The sequence below is a fragment of the Sorangium sp. So ce367 genome, from assembly GCF_051520455.1.
GTDB classification, from domain to species: Bacteria; Myxococcota_A; Polyangia; order Polyangiales; family Polyangiaceae; genus Sorangium; species Sorangium cellulosum_B.
Genome location: NZ_CP150334.1, coordinates 10,579,647 through 10,598,990, shown reverse-complemented (window position 1 = coordinate 10,598,990; position 19,344 = coordinate 10,579,647). Strand labels below are relative to the sequence as shown.

The following is a 19,344-nucleotide window of genomic DNA, read 5'->3' as shown; positions in this document are numbered from 1 at the left end:
GGACGTGCCGACGTGGGCTGCACCAACGAGAGCTACAGGATCCACGGCGCGAAAGGCACCGTCGGTGTCGCCGGCCAAGGCATCGGTCGCATCAGCGAGGCCGGCTGGGAAGAAGACCGGGCCGGCGATGGCGGCCGGGGCACGCCGGGCCAGGGCAGCGGTGGAGGCAGCGGCCGCAGGGGCGGGCTCGGCGTGTGCGGCGCGGCATTTGAGGGGGCGCCGGGGGAGGCTCGGACGGGGCCGGCGGCTGGCGGTGGTCGAGGCGGCAAGGGGGGCGCGAACGCAATGCCCCCGTCCCGCCCCGGAGGGACGCCGTCCTGGGCGTGCTGAGGGGACTGGCTGGCCGAGCCGTCCGGGGGAGATCCACCCCCGCTCGGGGCTGCCAGGCGCCCTCGCGCAGATGCCAGAATCCAGACAATCCGATCTTGGTCGGCGACCATCGCACAGGGCGGCTGTGCGATCCGTGGTGACACTCGTACGCTCCGCCGGCATCCGGAACGGGTCGACGTGACGCGACAACGTTCAGCGGCACGGCACGACGACCTCCGCGGTGGTAGACAACGCGCCAGGCGTGCGGAGATCTTGGCGACCGATGGGAGAGCGGCGCGGCGAGGGCGGGTCGGAGCGGGTGACTGGCGCACGGGAACTGCTCACGCGCTACGCGGCGGGGGAAAGAGCCTTCCGTGAAGCAGATCTTGCCGGCGCGGACCTCACCAGCGCCGAGCTCACCGACGCGGACCTCGGTGGCGCGGTGCTCATCGGCGCGGACCTCCGTGGGGCGAACCTCTTCCGCGCCGACCTCGGCGGGGCGAATCTCACCGGGGCAAACCTCGATGGGGCGAAGCTCTCGCAGGCGGACCTCTATGCGGCGAACCTCTCGGCGGCGAACCTCGCCCGCGCGGATCTCTACCGTGCGACCCTCACCGAGGCGACCCTCTCGGCGGCGAACCTCTCCCGCGCAGATCTCTACGAGGCGTTCGTCTATGGCGCAAATTTCATCAGCGCGACCCTCACCGAGGCGAAGCTCGCCTGCGCGGTCCTCGTCTGCTCGGACCTCACCGGGGCGAACCTCACCGGGGCGACACTCGCCGGGGCGAACCTCCATAGGGCGACCCTTAACAGGGCGAAGCTCGACGATGTGGTCCTATCACACACGCTGCTGCTGGATGTCGATCTCACCCCTCTATCCACTGCCAGCCCACCAGCTCAACATGAAGGCCCGAGCTACGTCGATTCCGACAGCATCGTCCGCTCTCTCCGTGCGCCAAACCTCAAAGAATTCCTGGCCAGGGCGGGCATGCCGGAGGTCTTCGTCGAGTACATGATTGACTGTGCCCGTTCCCTCGAGACGAACGTATTCAAGATGCTACAATCGACGTTCATCAGCTACGGCGCTCCAGACGAATCCTTCGCACGCCAGCTCTACGAGGCCTTGCACCGCAACGGGGTCACGACGTTCTTCTTCCCCGAGCACGCGGAGCCCGGTGAGAAGCTCCACCGCATGATGCGGAAGGGCGTGAACGAGCACGACCGCGTGATCCTCATCTGCTCGAGGCACTCGCTCGACCGCAAGGGGGTTCTGAACGAGCTTGAGGAGATCCTCGCCCGTGAGGCTCGGGACGGCGGAGCTTCGTACCTGATCCCGATCCGCCTCGACGACTACGTGTTCACGGGTTGGAAGCCGAGGAACGCGGACGTCGCCCAGGCCGTGCGCGACCGCGTCGTGGCGGACTTCGAGCGCGCCGGTACGGACGAGGCGAAGTTTCATGCCGGCCTGCAGAAGCTCATCCGGGTGCTCAGGAAAAAGACGATCGAGCCCGGGGACGGCGGGAAGGGCTAGCGGCGCCAAGGCGAAGCGGCTGCTCGGGGCGCCGGCGCGGAGAGGGCGTGGGCGCGCGGCGTCAGCCGAGCACGCCGAACAGCTCGCCTTCGAGCGGCCGCGAGCGGAACCCGTCGGGCCCCTGGGGCAGCTCGCCTGCGACGGTGATGCGGCGAACGACGCGCGGCAGGTCGAAGTGGGCGTAGTCGATGGGGCCGGCGTGGGCGGTGGCCTGGTTGTCCCATACGGCGATCGCGTTGGGCGTCCAGCGGAAGCGCACCGCGTACTCGGGCCGCGTCACCTCGTCGGCCAGCATGTCGAGCAGCGCCTGGCTCTCGCGCTCTCGCAGGCCCACGATGTGGCTCGTCGTCCCCGGGTTGACGAACAGCGATTTGCGGCCGGTCCGCGGGTGCACGCGCACGAGCGGGTGAAGCGCGGCGAACGGGCCTACGGCCTTGCGGCCCGGCCTGGGCTCTCCGCTATCGTAGCTGCTCGTGCGGTGGACGGCCTGGAGCCCGTCGACGAGCGCCTTGATCGTGGGCGACAGGCCGTCGTAGGCGCACTCGAGGTTGCTCCAGAGCGTGTCGCCGCCGTACGGCGGGATCTCCACGCCGCGCAGGATGGAGTACCTGTTCGGGTTGGCGACGAAGGTGATGTCGATGTGCCAGCCCTTGTAGTCGCGCGGCGGCTTGGCGGTGGGGATGGAGAGGTCCGACCGGTGGTTCTCTTTGTACTCGGCGGCCTTTCGTTCCCAGATCTCCGGGTGCTCAGGGAGCCCCAGCGCGATCGGGTGGGCCGGCGTCAGCGGGCCGAAGGCGCGGCCGAAGGTGAGCAGCTGTTCGTTGGAGATGTCCTGCTCGCGGAAGAAGATCACCTTCCATTGGAGCAGGGTTTGCTCGATTGCCTGCACCGTGGCAGGGGCCAGCGGCTTGCGCAGGTCGACGCCGTGGATCTCCGCCCCGATCACGGGCGTCAGCGGTCGTACATCCAGCCGCAGAGGGTAGGTCTGTTGTTCGGCAATGAGGGCGGACATGGCACTCTTCTCGCAGTCTTGAACGAGCCTGGACGCCAGCTCGCGGCTCGCCCTGAGCATGCGCCGTTCCAGTGCGGTGACTCGAGAAATTCTTGTGGGGCCGCACAGCTGGGGGCTGGGTCCCATTCCGCCGTGGTGACGCGGTCGCGCGGTCCGTCGCGCCGAGCGCGCGTGGAGCGAGGGGTTGCTCTCGACGATGCACGGCGAGGTCGCGGAGGCGTGATGTGCCCCGCACCTGTTCCGTAGGCAGCAGCCTTGCGGATGCAGTGTTGCGCACGAAGCAGTCCCCGGGGGGATCGCCCCGGAGGGAGCGACCCAGGTTGGGGACCCAGGGTGGAGGGAGCCCGACCCAGGTTGGGGGCCGCGGCGGTCGGCGGCGGGCGCGGGTCCGGGGGTATCCGTTCGGTAGAGCCCATCCTGACGCCGAGCAGGCCAGGGACATAGGCTTGTCGTGCGGTGAAAGTTGAGTTCGCCGGTCGCGGTGAGCAGGCCGTACTTCTTCGCCGTCCGGCGAAGAGAACTCCCCCGGAGGATCCACTCCTCGATGAGACGCTTCGCCGGATGAGAGCAAATGACACAAACCATCTAACGTCAGAAAATATGATGTCGGATGTTCACTTGACAAGCATTACAGACTATCCAATCGTCGATTCAAATACAAATCGTATGGGAAGCGACCCGGCAAGGTCGTCCTTGACGTGGCCAGGGGCCGGGCTCCACGTGCTCCTCGGGGGAGCACATGAGACGGCTGCTGTGCGTGCTGGGTCTTCTCGGAGCCACAGGTCTGGCGACGACGATGGGATGTGGAGCATCGCCAGAGGTGGACGAACCTGAAGCGGCAGCGGCGAGGTCGAACTGCCTGACTCCCTGGACGAGTGCAACCGGGCATGTCGGAACGGACAGCAGGCGATGGAGCAATTTTGCTCCCAGCTACCACCGGATCCTCGCTTGAGGGCCGGTTGCTGGGCGGCAGCGAAGGGGGGATTGGTCGCGTGCCTCGGCTGGTGTTACTGGCACTACGGTACGTGAAGAGGGCGTCTGCTTGACACCCTGCGGGAAGGGGCCGCAAGGTGCGTCCTATGCAGGACGACACCCCGCTCGAACCCATTGCAGAACGCCGCCTCTCGGTCGTAGGCGAGCCCGGCCGGATGGTGACCGTGACCATCGGCAAGCCGGTGCAGAAGGCGTCCGGTGACTGGGCCTGTCCGGTAGATATTCAGGGAATTACAGATCCCGTCCGAGACTCGGCCTACGGTGTGGACGCGGTCCAGGCGTTACAGCTCGCGTTCGAGACGGCTCGTCAGTCCCTCAAGAAGGCTGGGCTTCCCGTCACCTGGTGCGACGGGGAGCCCGGAGAGACGGGTTTCCCCATGGCCGTGCCGTACATCTTTGGCCGCGCTTTCGAGGACAGGATGGAGCGTGTGATCGAGGATGAGATCGAGAAGGCCGTGGAGGCGAAGAAGAAGGGGGCGCCCCGCTGACCCCCCTCCCGGGGCACCATGTTCCGAGAGGGGGCTGGACCGCGGGTGTCGATCACCGCTTGTGGTCTGCTCTACGCAGCGCAGAGGCTCGCTGGCCCCGACAAGGAGGCGTATTTTTACCGTGGCAAAGGCGTCCCCGCGCTGACACGCGAGGAGATCCACCCGCTCCGCGGCAAGATCGAGCTCCTGCGCGCCACGCAATCGCGCTGGCAAGCCCTCCGAACCCAAGGACAGACAAACGCCTTGCGGCGTCGGACTGTTTTTTCTCATCCGAAGCGACGATTTGTGGCGATTTCTACCCCGTTGACCCTGTGCGGCTCGCGGACGTACCGTCCGTGCATGCGTGTCGTTGAGCCATCGCTGCACGGCTGCCCGACGCTCGGCGGGACCACACCGGCCGCCGAGGGCCTCCGCGCCGTTCCGGCGGCGGTTCGCGAGCAAGCAGGGCTGCTCCGTCGGGACGCGCGGTGAGGCGGAGGGGAGCTCATGCGTCGTCCGGTCGATGATCGAGCCCGCGGGGTTGCTCGTGCCATCTCGCTCCTCGCGATGGCCTCGACGGGCGCTGCCGGTATCTCCGGGTGCTCCTACGACCACGACTGTGCGAGGACGTTCACGTGCGAGCCGCTCCCCCGGCGAGATGCCGCCGCAGCTCCCGGCGTCGCCGTGCGACGGCGATCCTGCGAAGAGCCTGGCGAAGGACGGGTGCGGGGTGTTCGTCAGCGCGTCGTCAGGCGACGACGGGAACCCAGGCACGAAGGGCGCGCCGGTGAAGACCTTGCAACACGCGATCGGGCTCGCCGCGCACGGACGAGGCGACGGCAAGCCGCCGACCCGGCGCGTGTACGCGTGCGGCGGGTCGTTCGAGGAGGAAATCACGCTGCCTTCCGGGATCGACCTCTGGGGCGGCCGCCGCTGTGAGGGCGGAGACTGGTCGTACGCGTGGTCGTTCGGCGGGCCGGACGAGCCCACCGTCATCGCGCCGCCCGAGGGGATCCCGCTGCGGATCCTCGAGGGGGAGGACCTGGGGGCCATCCCCGGGGACGACGCGACCTCCATGATCCTCGGCGTGCGCGCCGTGGCGGCGGACGCCTCGGCGCCGGATGGCAAGTCGTCGATCGCGATGATCTTGAGCCCGGGAGCCCGGGCGATCGTGCGGGACAGCAAGATCGTCGCGGGCAACGGCAAGGACGGGGAGCCGGGCGAGGACGCGTCCAGCGAGCGGGCGTGGGACGGGGAGCCGGGGAACCACGGCGCGCACGCCTGCACGGCGGACGTCGCGACGGGCGCCCTTCCGGTTGTGACCGTGTGCGACGATGGAACCGAGTCCATCGGAGGCTACGGGGGCGACGGCGGGCTCGACGCAGGGGGCGACGGGGAGCCGGGACAGCCGGAGCCGGCGGTGAATCCGGGAGGCAAGGGCCTCGCGGGGACCGGCGCGGGCAGCAGCGCGTGCACACCGGGGAACGACGGCGCTGAAGGCGACGATGGCGGGCGCGCTGCCGGCGCTGTGGGCGCGGGCTACCTCTCGGAATCGTATGGCTGGGTCGGCATCCGGGGCGAGGACGGCAAGAGGGGCGTCGTCGGCCAGGGAGGGGGAGGCGGCGGCGGCGGCAAAGGGCGAGACGGCACGATCGCGTGTCGCGCGGGCGGACCGCAGGGCGGCGCGGCCGGCGGCTCGGGCGGGAGCGGCGGTTGCGGTGGCCGGGGCGGCATGGGGGGCGGCTACGGCGGCTCGAGCATCGGCATCGTCGCGTTGCAGGGAAGTGCGCTCACGCTCAAGGCGACCGAGATCACCACGGGCAACGGGGCTCAAGGCGGCGCCGGCGGAAGGGGTCAACCGGGCGGCGGCGGTTGGGGTGGCGGCTCCGGCGGGACTCACACGGAAACGGAAATGTTGCCCGCGTGCCGCGGCGGGCGGGGAGGCAATGGCGGCCGCGGCGGGGACGCCGGCGGCGGCATCGGGGGCTCTTCCTATGGCGTCGCGTTCGTTGGTGCCTTCTTGAGCATCGATCCGGGCGTGTTCGTCCGGGTCGGAGGCGGGGCCAATGGCGGGCCAGGAGGCAATGCGGCGCCTGGGGACGACCGAGGCCAGGGCCAGATCGGCGACGCCACGGCCTATCGTCCGTTCGATGCGCCCGATCCAGGGCCCCCTCATTGACCGTGGCGGTGCGTGGCGTGCGGCGCCGAGAGAGGATCATGAAGACGACCCGAGCGACCTGTCCGCTTCTCGCACTGCTGTTCGTCGTGGCCGGTTGCGGCACCGCACCAACCGCGAGCGACGCGGGCGGAGCACCGTGTGACGGCTCCGCGGCGTGTCACGACGAGGCGCCGCCGGAGTCGGTCTGTCTCGAGCGCCTCGCCGCCGATGAGCTGGTGGACGGCTGCGGCGTGTTCGTGACCAACGAATTCGGAGGCGGTGACGACGCGAACCCCGGCACGTCGAAAGACAAGCCGGTGCGCACGCTCCAGCGCGCTGTCGAGCTCGCGCGCACCGGGCGCGGGCGCGTGTTCGTCTGTGCCGACGGGTTCCATGGTCCGCTGGTGCTGCCCTCCGGGGTCGATCTCCTCGGAGGGTTTCATTGCTTCCAGTGGCAGCGTCAGACAGGGAGCAGGTCCCAGCTTTATGTCACCGACAAGCCGGTCTTTCCGCTGACCGTCGTGCCGGCGACCGCCGAGGACACGGGCGCCGCGGACGGTGTATCGAGAATCGTTGACATGATCCTGCGTTCATTTGGCCCGAGCACGATGCTCGTCCAGTCGAACACCGAGGTCGAGATCCTCCGAAGCAGCTTTCGCCCCTCGTATGCGTGGGGGGGTCATAGTGGCGAGGACTTGCCCGAGCCGAGCCATGCACCCGACGGCGCCGATGGACTGTACGGCGGCGACGCGTGCTCGGCGGAGACCGTGGCCGGCGGGGCTGCCGTGGTGAACCCGTGCGACGGCGGGCTCCCAAGCGCCGGCGGCAAGGGCGGTGACGGCTTGCCCGGCGGCGCGGAGGACGGGCGCGACGGCGAGCCGACCCCGACGCCGAACCCCAACAATTACGGACGGCGAGGGCTCGGGGACGTGGCCGACGTGAACTGCACGGACGGCAACTACGGGATCTACGGCGCGCGAGGCACCGTCGGCGCCCCCGGCCAGGGCATCGGGCGCATCGGCGAGGCCGGCTGGGAGGCGGACTGGGCCGGCGACGGCGGCTGGGGCACGCCGGGCCAGGGCGGCGGCGGAGGCGGCGTAAGCGCCCGGCCAACGCCATCGTGACCACCCCGTCGAGGCCGGTTACCAGTCCCCATCGCGACGAAGGAGGAAGCGATGGCGACGAAGGCGGAGTGGGCCGAGCGGGTGGAGCGATGGGAGCGCAGCGGGCTGAGCGCCGAGAAGTTCGCGCGGCGCGAAGGGTACATGCCGAAGCAGCTGTACTGGTGGCGCTGGAAGCTGCGCGCTGACCGGCCCTCGCAACCCTCGCCGTCGTCGTTGACCGAGGCACCGCGTTTTCTGCCGGTCCACGTGGTGACGGACGCATCGGCCGTCGCGCCAGAGCCGATCGAGATCGCGCTGCCCAACGGGCGGGTCGTGCGGGTCCGGCCGGGCTTCGACCCGGCCACGCTCGAGCGGGTACTGGCGCTCGCGGCCGAGGAGACGCCGTGCTGACGCTGCCGCCGTCGGTGCGCGTGTACGTCGCAGCCGAGCCCACGGATCTGCGCAAGAGCTTCGATGGGCTGTCGGCCTTGGTCTCTCAGCGCTTCGGAGCCGACCCGCTCTGCGGGCATCTGTTCGTGTTCAGGAATCGGCGAGGCGACCAGATGCGCGTCTTGTTCTGGGACCGCACGGGGTACATGATCGTGGCGAAGAAATTGGCTCGCGGGCGATTCCATCTCTCCTGCGACCTGCCCAAGGGGGCCACGCACGTCGAGGTCGAGGCGGCCGAGCTGTCGCTGATGCTCGAAGGGTTCGACCTGTCCCAGGCCGTGCGGCGCAAGCGCTGGAGGCCCGGCGTGAGAAAAATTGCTCCGTCGAAGCAAAGCTTGATGGATGCGCGCGGGATAGCTATCCCGCGCGCCACGTGACCAGTCCTCTTCAGTCCCAGGCACAATTGCCCGCCGATCTGGCGGACGTGCGGCACAAGCTCGAGCAGCTGGCGGCCGCCGGGCAGCTTCCAGAGCTCATCGAGCTGGTGCTCGGGCTGCTGGTCCAGCTGCGCGACAAGAATACGGCGCTCTCGGCGAAGCTCGCGAGCGCGCTGCGGGAGCTGTACGGCCGCAAGAGCCAGCAGATCTCGACCGAGCAGCTGATGCTGATGTTCGCCGAGCTCGGGGCGGAAGCTCCGCCGCAACCGGAGCAGGGGCTGGTGCCGCAACCTCCTGAGCCGCCGAAGCCGCCGCGAGGACGGGGCGGGCGCGCGCCGCTTCCCGAGCACCTGCCGCGTGAGACGCGCGTGGTGCCCGTCCCCGAGGCGGAGCGGACGTGCCCCCAGTGCGGCGCGGACAAGAAGTGCATTGGCCATCGTACGAGCGAAGTGCTCGAGTTCGTTCCGGCGCAGTTCAAGATCATCGAGGAGCGGCGGGAGAAGCTCGCCTGCCCGCGCTGCCCGGAGCAAGGCGTAACGACGGCGGACAGCGAGAAGGTGATGGACCGGGGGCGTCCGGGACCGGGGCTGCTCGCCAGCATCCTTGTCGAGAAGTTCGAGGATTCGATGCCGCTGTACCGGCAGTCGCAGCAGTACGCGCGCTTCGGCGTGTCGCTGTCCCCGTCGACCCTGGGCGACTGGTCGGCCTTCGCGCTCGATGTGCTCGCTCCGGTGGCTGAGAGGATCGAGGAGCGGGTACTGGACTCGTTCTACCTGCGCGCCGACGACACGGGGATGCGGGTCCTGGATCGAGATCATCCGACGGGGGTGAAGCGTGGCCACATCTGGGCCTTCGTCGGGGCAGATCTCGTGGCGTTCCTGTACGCACCGGACTGGAAGGCGAAGCATCCTGCCGCGCTGCTGCAGGGCTTCACCGGCTACTTGCAGGGCGATGGGTACGCGGGTTATGGCGCGATGCTCCGCGGAGGTGAAGGCGGCGAGATGATCGTGCCCGAGGAGCGTCGGCTTGGCTGCGGGATGCACATCCGCGCCAAGCTCGAGAAGGCGGCAAAGGGCGGCGACACGCGGGCCGCGGTGGCGCTCTCGTACTTCAAGGCCATCTACCGGATCGAGGCGGCCTGCAAGGAGGAGGCGCTGCCCACGGAGACGCGCCTGGCGCGCCGGCAGGAGCGGTCGCTCCCCGTTGTGGATGAGCTGTATCAGTGGATTCACGAGCTGCACCTGCGGCTCGTACCAGGCACGCCGCTCTGCATCGCCACCCAGTACGCCATCAATCAGGAGGCGGCATGGCGGCGCTGCTTCACGGATGGACGCTTCGAGATAGACAACGGCGAGGTCGAGCGGCAGCTAAGACGTGTCGCGCTCGGAAGAAAGAACTACCTATTCGCGGGCTCCGACAAGGGCGCTCAGCGCCTGGCCATCGGCTACACGATCTTCGGCTCGTGTCGAATGCACGGAGTCAACCCGCTCGCCTGGGCGACAGACATCATCGGCAAGTTGCAGGCGGGCTGGCCGCGCGACCGGCTGGACGAGTTGCTGCCCGACGCCTGGACGAAGTCGTCGCACGCTGCTCCGAGCACCGGCGACGCCGACGCGACCTGAACAACGCGAGCCTCGGCCGGCGACCTAGGCGGATGCCGCCTTGCCGGGCCCTTTCTCAGGACCGCCTGTGCCCGCGCCGAGTCGTGGGCCGACGCCGCCCCGCGTCCAGCCTCCTCGACCCCGCCGAGAGCTGCAAGGGGCCGTGCCCATGGCGATCGCCGGGTGGTTACGAGGCGGCGGCCGCAGGGGCGGGCTCGGCGTATGCGGCGCGGCGTCCAAGGGGGGCGCCGGAGGAGGATCGGGCGGGGCCGGTGGCTGCGGCGGACGAGGCGGCAAGGGGGGCGAGAACGGCTACCCGAGCATCGGCATCGTCGCGCTGCACGCCAAGGTGACCGTGCGCGACAGCGAGATCGAGACGTCCGACGGCGGCCAGGGCGGCGACGGCGGCGAGCCCCAGCAAGGCGGACGAGGCGGCCGGGGCGCACCGGGCGGCGTGCTGGAGGACCGCTCGGCCTATTCCTGCAACGGGGGCCCCGGGGGCGACGGCGGCGAGGGCGGCTACGGCGGCCCGGGGCGCGGCGGCGACTCGATCGGCATCGCCTATCTCGACGAGGACCGGGTCACGGCGGAGGGCGTCACCTTTACGCTTGGGCTGCCGGGCAAGGGCGGCATCAGCTGGGACGACGAAGGCAAGATGATCTCGGGCGAGGACGGCGTCGCCGTGGAGACGCTCCGGTTTCCTGAATAGCTGGAGTGGAGCTCGCCCGGCGAACCGCGTCCGTGGAAGGCGGCGCGTCTACAGGCCCGAAGGGAGCGGCGGCCGTGGGGGCGATCGGTCGAGCACCGCAAGCTCCCCCACCGCCCGGGGCCGCCCTGTCAACGGGACGCGCCGGCGGGACGCGTGGGCGCCTCCTCGAACACCTCGGCGTCCGGCAAGGAGCGGACCTCTTGGCCCGGTAACCGGCGCCATTGGGATGCCACGATGTCCTTGGCCGTGCGCTTTCGCCTAATCGCTGAAGAGGTCGAGGATGGGCGCCAGAACAAGTCTGCGCTCGCGATCTCCTTCGAGACGCTTCGCGTAGTCGCGCAGGCCGGATGCACGGACATGACCGTGGAGGCCTAGGCGAGCAGCCTCCAGAAACACGGCGGCGTCGATCTCCTTCGGGCCGAAGCGGAAGCATTGCTCGATAAGGATTCTGCACAGTTCCGTCGGGTCGCTGGTGCTCGCCTTTATTTGCGCGAGACGGCGGCCGATGGTAGTATAAAAAATTTCAGGGTCCGCCGTGCGCGCTTCCTCGAGAGCGTTATTGTCAATGGGGCGCGCAACCGCGCGGGTGGCACGAGCGAGCGCGATATGAGGAGCAAGCTCCATATTGGTGCTCGCCTCGCGCAGAGCAGCTTCCACTTCGGCGGTCTGGTCCAACGTCTCGGCAAAGCGGAGCGAGGCGAAAGCCCAGTTGTGAATGATTACTGGATTTGGCTGTGTGGGTGGTGGGAGAGAAAAAGGTGCAAAAATCAGGGGTCGGCTTGCTGCTGCCCGCCAAACGACTACAATACAAGCGAGCAAATCATGATACGCTGCGCGAATCCACTCCTCGTCGCCAGGGAACATCTCCTGAATCTTTTGCTGAAAATTTATCAATATTAGAATTGCATCGTAGGCAAATGCAAGGCCATAGCTCAGATGTTCGTTCTTGGCGGAATGCAGAGTGCGCTTGAGACTCTCGAGTGCACCACTAATACCATCACGACCAGAAACCAACGGGGCGAACAAGAGAGCCTTGATCGAATCCATCGCGTTGCTCGAGCCTAACTGAGATGCCTCCTCAAGAAGATGCTTGACGATGCCCTTGTCGTTGAGCTTGGTACGAACATCTGCATCCGCGAGCATCGCGCCGTCGAAGTCGTGAATGTAGTAAAGCAGCATGCTGTGCTCAGTCTTCTGCTCCAGACCGATGCGAAGGATCTGCTCAAGGATCGATTTTCCAGTCGCAGGATAGTCCCTAGCGTGCTTTGTGACCGGCTCTAACACAAGAAAAGCAAGTGCTGCCCGCGTCACCGGCCATAGGTCGACGTCGGGGCTAATGTTCTTTAATCGGTTTACAACGGCGCTAATAACCGATTCCATCGAAGTTGCGTCGAAGGCGTCGGCATACTCGCTCGCCGTATTGCATGCTTTGCTGCTTCCGTCCCAGAAATCAGCGGGCGAACTCAATCGTTTACAAATGGCCTGCTGTACCTGTGGGGCGACCTCAGACCGCAGTTCAGGCCTCTTCTTGGCGAGTTCTTGTAAGGCCTCCAGGCTAGGCCGCCCGACATCTACTCGCTGCTCGAACTCTGCCTCGAACTCCGTCGCGAGCGTCGCGATGTGCCTCCACATCAAAAGAATCGCATCGTGGTGTGCTGGACCGCGTAGCTCCGGGATCCATTTCTTGAACAGTTCGACGACAACCAGTGCTCGCGCGATCGTTGCACCCTTGTGTTGGCGGGCATGGTCGATCACCATTTTTATACATGCATGGTTGACGTATGCTTTTAGCAGCGGTGCGGCCCAAGATATTCGTTTGATAACGCCGCTGTTGCCGCTCTCGACGAGCATGCGTACGGCAAGCTGAAACGCTTCCGGAAGGATGTTCTTTTCTACTCTCTCCGACAGATCGTCGATAATGCTCCACCCATACCACATCTTCGTGTTCTGAAAATCCACCCGCGCGCCGAGTGCGATTTGTCGCCTGAGAAGTCCCCAGAACCGTCGTCCGGCCTCCTCGTGCTTGCCACGAAGCCAGTAGCTCATTGGTGTGTAGAAATTATGAGAGTCTCGCAGTAATGGGGACTGAGCAATCGACAGCCTGCGGTCCTGATTCTTGCGTCCTTGTATTTGGGGATGGGACAATGCCACAAATGCATCAAGCGAGAGATTTGCGACCCGTAGCGGATCTGTCTCAAGACTCGCTTCGGGCAACGCATCATCAAGAAGTTGTGCCTGCGTCGCAGGATCATCATGCGCAACGGCGAGCGCGGCACCGCGAGAGCCTATAATGCACGCCTTCCAGGCAGATGTGACGTCCTCCCATCCGGCTTCGGGGTCCCATTCCGTAAGCATGTCGCTCGCTCGTTCATATCCAGCGAGTGCTTTGTCCCATACATCAGCGTCAGCGCACAAGTCTGCGACATGCTTCATCACTACGGCGAGGAGAGGCATGCAAAGGGACTGAGTCGAGGCGCCGATGCCTCGCCAGAAATCATCCACCGATAGCGTTCGATGATCGCGTTGCGCAATCTTGAATACTATCAATAAATCCCTGAAGCTCTCCTGAAGCACACTATCTACTGGTCCAAACTGGCGCTCAAGTGACTCTGGATGCCTCCCAAAATCAGCTGTCCCGAAACGCACAATGGCATCGATTAACTCCGGATAGAGTTGATCCACATCCGCCTTGTTCAGCGTCTGTGCCCAACCGTCGTCGTCATTCTGCCAAGCGAGCGCTCTGACCAAGCGCATGAAGTACCTACGTTCCCCATCATACTCTCTCTGCTCGACAAGCTGACGTGGCCGCACCATCCAGCATTCGTTCCACAGCGTATCCCCGCAGAATACCTCCTCGAACAGGCACTGGAGGCCAAGTCGACCATTCGTTCCCTGAGAGACAACAATCATGACAATCTCACGCAGCAGGCGAGCGGGCAGGAAATGACGCATAGCGAGCCACGCCATCCAGTGTTGAGAAAGCTGATCGACGTTGATGCGGGTTATTTTGTGATTCATAGATCTACCCTAATGTCGATCTGTTCCACATCCACGATCTCTCCAGTTCGATCCCACCGATTGGCGTCGCGAGGCAGCTGGGTGATCGTGAAGCCCAGCGCCGTCGCCGTCGCGTAAGCGGTCGATGGATCAAGAGCCATAAGATGACCCAAGACGTGCCCACCTTTTCTCTCGGTGAACACCTTGGCGCTCATCCATTCTTCTTCCTTTTCAAATTTTTCATCAGTTCTTGCGAAGACGTCCACGAGAACGAACGCGTCGCAAGGCTTAGGCTTTAGAGGGGTTGGAAGAAACACCCCGGAAAGACCCGCGAGTGGAGGCGCAATCTTCCCCGAGTTGCCGCTTGAAGCATCGGGAAATACACGATAGTTTGCTAATACAAAGGCCGCGTAGCGGTGCCGGCGCCATTCATCCGAACGTACTGCTCGTTCGTAGGAATTACAGAATTTGTCTTTCCATTTTGATCGCTTCTTACTTTGCTGGTGAACATCTATGTCCGACACACGCTCGGGCACGAGGGCTTGCGGAGTGCATGTAGCAACGGAGACGATGTCGACGTGATCCGGTGGACAGCGGTCGAGAGCCGCCGCGCCCGACGTCAGCACGGTGATAGGGTGAGCGCCCGGTACGTTCGTCGTGCGCTCGATCACGTCCGAGCAGATGAGCGGCTGTACAACAATGGATGTCATTCGCCTATCCGAGGGACGCAATGTGACCAACGAAAAGAGGCAAGCCTCTTTCATGTTTTTATCTAGCAACGGACTTGTTTCATAGTTGGAAGCAACGTTCTTGAGGTGGAGGCAGATGCGCAGACGGCGATCTGCATCCACCATGAAGAAGCATCCAGCATTGAACATCCCGCGCTCCTTTTCAGGATCGCTCAGCCATCGGCGCATGGGTTCGAAGTCTTGGTCTACTACGGCTGGGAGCGCCTGGAGACGAGTCACGAGATCCCGCAACTGATCACGCCGGAACAGGTGCGTGTGTTCATCCTCCGCCGTTGCGCTGAGCCCAGTGTGAATGCAGCCCATCGGCATCGGTGACCTGCCTAGGTCTTTTAAAAAATGGACGAGGGCAGCGGCAGGCAAGAACGCTTCCGGGAATGTCACAAGATCGAATGGCTCGATGAACCGTTCTGTTGGAAGCGGCGGAGAACCCGCCTTAATCTCGGTAAGCAAAGAGATCCCCAGTCGGCCGAGCGAGGCCCGGAACACAGCTGCATGGGTCGACGGCTTATAGGCTGCGGGCTCGACGACATAGGCGCGAAATGGTTGCTGCCTTCGGTTCATTGGCCACTCCAGCCAGTTGATGTGGCCTGTCGTGTCCGCTGTTCGTCCACTTCTGGTGACGGAAGAAAGGTGCGTGAGGCCCGGACAGACTTCCATCAGGACCTCCGATGCCCTACCATAGCAGGTGTCGTGATGCCGTCCTGTGATCGGGTCCGGATCCCTGATTGACGAAGCCATGGCTACGACATAACCGGCGTCGTTCCAGAGTGGGCCACCGCTGCACCCCGGCGATATGTTCGTTGAGCTGAGCTGCCAGCGTTTGTCAGCGTCAAGCGGCCCTGCTACGGTCGCCGCCATCCAGAGCCCGCCCGGGTCAGCGAAGCCAAATCCACGCAAGATTTGACCCGTAAGACCGCTGGACGTCGCAAGAGCAAGAGGTTCGACCGCCGCGGGGGCCGCTTCACTTAAGCGGAGGAGGGCAACATCCTCGTTCTCCTTAAAGTAAGCCGGCACTACCTCCGCCTGGAGGAAGCTGCCATCGGGGCCGCCAGAGAACTGGACTTCGATCGACTTGCCGTGGGGCCGCTCTGCATGGGTTGTCCCGCGGAAAACTTTCTTGATCACGTGCGCGCACGTCGCCACGAGGTCCCACCGGACAAGGAAGCCTGTCCCGATAGGCGTGCGGCCAGTGTCGAAGATTTTTACCACCGCGGCCTTGAGGCTTCTCTCGCGCTCCTCCGTTGGCATGCTCCCCTCACGCGTTTAAGCGACTCGCTCGTCTTCCCGATACCAGCGAAGTATAGGTTGATCCTGAGCTATGCGTCCGTCGTTCAGCCGCACATCTGCGTAGCTCGGACGGTGCTCCCGGATTCCGTGGAGTTGGTTAGTCGTGATGCGGAGCAGCCAAGCCTCCAGGGCGTCGCGCCCTGCGTCCGTATCTTCGAGCAGTGATTGGTCGACCCTGATCAGATCGGCCCAGGTTCCTGTGTTAATATAGTATCCGCCGCCAGGTAATGCGATCTCGCGTGCGAGGTGAGTGTGCCCCATAACCACCACCTTTATCGTCCCTGTTTCGGCCAGTTTTTTCGCTGCCGAGTGGCAGTCGCCGTCGACGAAGCCTTCTTCGAACACCTCCGTTCGGTTGGGCACGCTGCGGAGCGCCACCTGGATCTTTCGCAGACGTTCGCGCGGGATCGCCTCACCGCGCGCGAACATTGCCGAAAGCCCGTCCTCTTCCCTGCCAAGCACGATGGTGTGGAGCGCGTCTAGTACGCCCCCGGCCCCGATATGGCGCTCCTGTCGTGCCTCAATCTCGGCCAGTTCCTGGTAGAAGGCCCGCCGTACCTCGACCGGCAACATGTCTGCAGCGTCCTCTCCGGCGACTAGGCGCTCGTGAGTGGGCGCGATCCCGTCGCCATCGGCGGTCCACACCGCCTTGCGGTAGCGCTGGGCCACCCACGAACTAGCGAGGCGGAACAGTTCCCGTAGGTGCTTCTTGACAATTGTGGGCTCCATCTCGAGGAACAACAGGGCGAGGATTTTCCCCTCCGGCTTGAGTAGATCGATGAAGTGGTAGCGCTCCTTGAGCGGGTTCATCGCGCCATGCACGAGCAAAGCACCAGGACATACCTCGAGCGATCGTGGGGCCCTCTCACGGCGGGATGCGGCACTCGCAATCTGTCGTAGGCCATCGTGGTCGACCGCGTTCCAGGGATCATATCGATTGCCATGCTCGACCAGTAGTTCGCCGACTCGGTAAGCGTCATTGCCGACGACGAAATGACAGCGGTGGGGATTGGTGCCGAGCTGCCGGAAGAGTGACTCGCGCACGCGCGGATAAGCGAGCTCAATGTCGTGGTTGCCTACGAGGATCGTGAACCGAGGCAGCCGCTGCGCACAGAGCGCGAAGGCGTTGAAGAGGCTCGGAAGACGCTGAAACATGGCTTCTAGTTTTTCGACCGCGCGATCTTCTGTGGGCGTCCATGGCTCCAGAGGCTCTTCCGCCAGGAAGTCGATGAAATCGCCAGCGATGACGAGCTCCAGTTCGTCATGGCCTTCGTAGGCCGCTAGCTGTCGTAGGAAGTCGGCCAGTACTTCCGGGTGGCCCAGCATCGGGGACTTATGCCCCCCGATGTGGAGGTCTGAGATGACGATGACGCGGCGCATAGGGCGGTCATCGCATGCTAGCGACGGCGCTTGCGCTACGTCAACGCAGTACCCACGTCCAACGTCCCGGTGTTCCGCCGTTCGTGCTTTGTCAAGGCGTCGTATCCGCCTCGGATCGCACCGCCAGGCTTCTTCCGCGCCCGCGGCGTTCGCGGCGTTCTCCCCGACGATCTCGACGACCTCACCCAGGACACCGTCCTCGGCGCCTGGCGCAGCATGCGCGCCGGCCGCTTCCGCACGTCCCCCGCGCTTCGACCCGCCGACGCCTTCCGCCCCTGGCTCGCCGGCATCGCCTCGCGGCAGGCCTCGCACTACCGCGACAAGGCCTACCGCCGCCACGAACTCCCCCGCGGTCGACCCTGACCGCCTCTCCGCCTTCGCCGCCCCCTCGCCCGAGGCCCGCCTCGTCGCCCGCGGCCTTCTCCGCGCGTTCCACCGTCTCCGCCCCGAGCTGCTCGAGATCCTGTCGCTCGCCGCCACCGACCTTTCCTCGCACGAGATCGCCGCCTCCCTCTCGCTCCCGCGCCCCACGGTCGCCACCCGCCTCCGCCTCGCGCGCCGCCTCTTCGCCCGCGCCCTCACCCGCTCTCGGAGGTGGCCCCGATGAGCCCGATGAGCCGCACCCCCGTCGACGCCCCCGCCGAGCTGCCGACCGCGACCGAGGCCGCCCTCCTCGAGATGGTGCTCGGCCTGCCCGGCGTCGGGCCGCGCATCCTCGGCACGGCCGCTCTCCCCTCCCTCGGTCGCCTCTCGCCCGCGGCGCTGGCCGAGCGCACCCAGATCGCACTGTTCGACGCGACCCGGCTCGCCGCCGCCTTCGAGCTCGGCCGCCGCTACCACGCCGCCCGCGCGCGCCGGGGCGCGCTCCTCACCGACGCCGCCCGCGTGGCGCGGTACTTCGGCCCGAGGCTGGCGTCCCTGGTCCACGAGGAGCTCTGGATCGCGGCGCTCGACACCCACGGCCGCGTCCGCGAAACGCGCCTGCTCGCCCGCGGCTCCGACGACGCCCTCCACGTCGGCCGCTCCACCGTCCTGCGCACGGCGCTGGACATGGCCGCCCACAGCTTCGTCCTGGCCCATAACCACCCGAGCGGCGACCCGACGCCGACCCGCGAGGACGAAGCGATGACCCTGGAGCTGCGCCACCTCTCCGCGGAGTTGCTCGTCCCGCTCACAGCCCACGTCATCGTCACGCCCAGCGGCCGCTACGCCGCCGTCCACGAGTAGGCCCTCGCGGCGCGCTGCGCCCCTGCGTCAGGGCACTTCGCCCCGCCACCCCTGCGCATCCAGCCGCCAGCCTCCCGCGCCTCCCCCCGGCAGGCTGCTCCGCAAGCCTCGGGCATCGGCGGCTCAGGCTGGCGGATAGCGCACGCCCCCATCGGGGGCGGCCTGGTGGATGGCCATCGCGGAAGTCTCTGGTCACACATCGGGCAGGATCCGCGCAATGACGGCCGGCGAGACGCCTGGCGCCGCATGCCTGGATGGAGTGGAGTGCGGCACAGCCCGCCGCGATGCGGGGGCTCGTCCGTCGCATCCGTGCGTGATACGCTCCACCCAAGATGGTCGATCCTGAAGCGGCACCTCCGGTCTACAATGAGGACGGCGTCGACCTCACGCTCATCCGCTGGATGCTAAGCCTCACGCCAGCGGATCGGGTCGCCACCCTCCAGGCCCACATCGACTTCGTCACGCTCGCCCGTGAGAGCAGGCGCGCGCGAGAACCGCATGCCCGGTCCGACGAAGATCGCTGAACTCCTCGGGGTGCTCGCCTGGCATCGAGTCGACTTCATCGTCGTCGGTGGCGTCGCCGCCGTGATCCAGGGAGCCCCCGTCAACACGTTCGATCTGGACGTCGTACACGCTCGCACGCCGGACAATATCGAACGGCTGCTCGGTGCGCTGCGTGAGCTCGATGCCGTCTACCGGATAGATCTCCAGAGGAGGCTTTCACCAACCGCCTCTCATCTGGCCTCCACTGGGCACCAGCTGCTGGCGACCAACATGGGAACGCTGGACCTGCTGGGCACAATCGAGGAAGGGACATCGTACGACGAACTCTTGGCCGACAGCGAGGGCCTGGATCTCGGTGGGATCTCGATACGTGTCATCACGCTCGAACGGCTCATCGTGATCAAGGAGAAGCTCACCCGACCCAAGGATCAGCTCATGCTCCAGGTGCTCCGTGCGACGCTCGACGAACGGCGACGGACCTGAGCACAGA

General features: G+C 66.0%; 14 protein-coding genes and 1 pseudogene. 11 read left to right on the top strand and 4 right to left on the bottom strand.

What is annotated here, in order from left to right:
- Positions 1-592: 592 nt before the first annotated feature.
- Positions 593-1,840 (top strand): toll/interleukin-1 receptor domain-containing protein, encoded by a 1,248-nt coding sequence (locus WME97_RS40145; RefSeq protein ID WP_437545631.1) that lies wholly within the window; start codon positions 593-595, stop codon positions 1,838-1,840.
- 61 nt (positions 1,841-1,901) lie between these two features.
- Here the strand turns inward: WME97_RS40145 and WME97_RS40140 are convergent, their stop codons facing one another.
- Entirely contained in the window at positions 1,902-2,852 is a 951-nt protein-coding gene (locus WME97_RS40140) for a TauD/TfdA dioxygenase family protein (protein ID WP_437545629.1), read from the bottom strand.
- Between the two features lie 1,079 nt (positions 2,853-3,931).
- On the opposite strand from WME97_RS40140, the gene WME97_RS40135 reads away from it, so the two are divergent.
- The 7 genes and pseudogenes from WME97_RS40135 to WME97_RS40105 form a co-directional block, all read left to right on the top strand.
- Entirely contained in the window at positions 3,932-4,333 is a 402-nt protein-coding gene (locus tag WME97_RS40135; RefSeq protein ID WP_437545628.1) for a DUF6968 family protein, read from the top strand.
- Positions 4,334-4,970: 637 nt separating this feature from the next.
- Positions 4,971-6,491: a hypothetical protein gene (locus WME97_RS40130; RefSeq protein WP_437545626.1), complete on the top strand. Its 1,521-nt coding sequence runs from the start codon at positions 4,971-4,973 to the stop codon at positions 6,489-6,491.
- A 38-nt stretch (positions 6,492-6,529) separates the two neighbouring features.
- On the top strand, positions 6,530-7,594 hold the full coding sequence (locus tag WME97_RS40125; RefSeq protein WP_437545624.1) for a hypothetical protein: 1,065 nt from the start codon (positions 6,530-6,532) through the stop codon (positions 7,592-7,594).
- A 51-nt stretch (positions 7,595-7,645) separates the two neighbouring features.
- Entirely contained in the window at positions 7,646-7,984 is a 339-nt protein-coding gene (gene tnpA, locus WME97_RS40120; RefSeq protein WP_437544793.1) for an IS66 family insertion sequence element accessory protein TnpA, read from the top strand.
- The gene (tnpB, locus tag WME97_RS40115; RefSeq protein ID WP_437544794.1) at positions 7,978-8,400 is read left to right on the top strand and encodes an IS66 family insertion sequence element accessory protein TnpB; all 423 of its coding nucleotides are present in this window, start codon (positions 7,978-7,980) and stop codon (positions 8,398-8,400) included. Before tnpA ends, tnpB begins: the two co-directional genes overlap by 7 nt.
- A complete protein-coding gene (tnpC, locus tag WME97_RS40110; protein WP_437544796.1) occupies positions 8,397-10,022 on the top strand; it encodes an IS66 family transposase in 1,626 nt (541 codons plus the stop codon). The genes tnpB and tnpC overlap by 4 nt, the downstream gene beginning before the upstream one ends.
- 172 nt (positions 10,023-10,194) lie before the next feature.
- Positions 10,195-10,710 (top strand): annotated as a pseudogene (locus tag WME97_RS40105) (hypothetical protein); the annotation flags it as partial.
- A gap of 258 nt (positions 10,711-10,968) precedes the next feature.
- Here WME97_RS40105 and WME97_RS40100 read toward each other — a convergent pair.
- The 3 genes from WME97_RS40100 to WME97_RS40090 are packed head-to-tail and all read right to left on the bottom strand — an operon-like array spanning position 10,969 to position 17,123.
- A complete protein-coding gene (locus WME97_RS40100; RefSeq protein ID WP_437545622.1) occupies positions 10,969-13,728 on the bottom strand; it encodes a hypothetical protein in 2,760 nt (919 codons plus the stop codon).
- Positions 13,725-15,704 carry a S1 family peptidase gene (locus WME97_RS40095; protein ID WP_437545621.1) on the bottom strand — a complete coding sequence of 660 codons (1,980 nt, stop codon included), beginning with the start codon at positions 15,702-15,704 and terminating at the stop codon, positions 13,725-13,727. Before WME97_RS40095 ends, WME97_RS40100 begins: the two co-directional genes overlap by 4 nt.
- A gap of 15 nt (positions 15,705-15,719) precedes the next feature.
- Positions 15,720-17,123 (bottom strand): metallophosphoesterase, encoded by a 1,404-nt coding sequence (locus WME97_RS40090; RefSeq protein ID WP_437545619.1) that lies wholly within the window; start codon positions 17,121-17,123, stop codon positions 15,720-15,722.
- 30 nt (positions 17,124-17,153) lie between these two features.
- On the opposite strand from WME97_RS40090, the gene WME97_RS40085 reads away from it, so the two are divergent.
- The 3 genes from WME97_RS40085 to WME97_RS40075 all read left to right on the top strand — a co-directional run bounded on the left by WME97_RS40085 (position 17,154) and on the right by WME97_RS40075 (position 19,337).
- Positions 17,154-17,486, top strand: coding sequence for a hypothetical protein (locus tag WME97_RS40085; protein WP_437545617.1), 333 nt, complete (start codon positions 17,154-17,156; stop codon positions 17,484-17,486).
- Between the two features lie 249 nt (positions 17,487-17,735).
- Positions 17,736-18,350: a JAB domain-containing protein gene (locus tag WME97_RS40080; protein WP_437555585.1), complete on the top strand. Its 615-nt coding sequence runs from the start codon at positions 17,736-17,738 to the stop codon at positions 18,348-18,350.
- A gap of 498 nt (positions 18,351-18,848) precedes the next feature.
- Positions 18,849-19,337, top strand: a complete 489-nt coding sequence (locus tag WME97_RS40075; RefSeq protein WP_437545615.1) for a nucleotidyltransferase — start codon at positions 18,849-18,851, stop codon at positions 19,335-19,337.
- Positions 19,338-19,344 lie beyond the last annotated feature (7 nt).

Coding starts and splice junctions, on each gene's coding strand:
- WME97_RS40145 (WP_437545631.1), top strand. CDS start 593: ATGGGAGAGCGGCGCGGCGAGGGCGGGTCGGAGCGGGTGACTGGCGCA.
- WME97_RS40140 (WP_437545629.1), bottom strand. CDS start 2,852: ATGTCCGCCCTCATTGCCGAACAACAGACCTACCCTCTGCGGCTGGAT.
- WME97_RS40135 (WP_437545628.1), top strand. CDS start 3,932: ATGCAGGACGACACCCCGCTCGAACCCATTGCAGAACGCCGCCTCTCG.
- WME97_RS40130 (WP_437545626.1), top strand. CDS start 4,971: ATGCCGCCGCAGCTCCCGGCGTCGCCGTGCGACGGCGATCCTGCGAAG.
- WME97_RS40125 (WP_437545624.1), top strand. CDS start 6,530: ATGAAGACGACCCGAGCGACCTGTCCGCTTCTCGCACTGCTGTTCGTC.
- tnpA (WP_437544793.1), top strand. CDS start 7,646: ATGGCGACGAAGGCGGAGTGGGCCGAGCGGGTGGAGCGATGGGAGCGC.
- WME97_RS40100 (WP_437545622.1), bottom strand. CDS start 13,728: ATGAATCACAAAATAACCCGCATCAACGTCGATCAGCTTTCTCAACAC.
- WME97_RS40095 (WP_437545621.1), bottom strand. CDS start 15,704: ATGCCAACGGAGGAGCGCGAGAGAAGCCTCAAGGCCGCGGTGGTAAAA.
- WME97_RS40090 (WP_437545619.1), bottom strand. CDS start 17,123: ATGCGCCGCGTCATCGTCATCTCAGACCTCCACATCGGGGGGCATAAG.
- WME97_RS40080 (WP_437555585.1), top strand. CDS start 17,736: ATGAGCCGCACCCCCGTCGACGCCCCCGCCGAGCTGCCGACCGCGACC.
- WME97_RS40075 (WP_437545615.1), top strand. CDS start 18,849: ATGCCCGGTCCGACGAAGATCGCTGAACTCCTCGGGGTGCTCGCCTGG.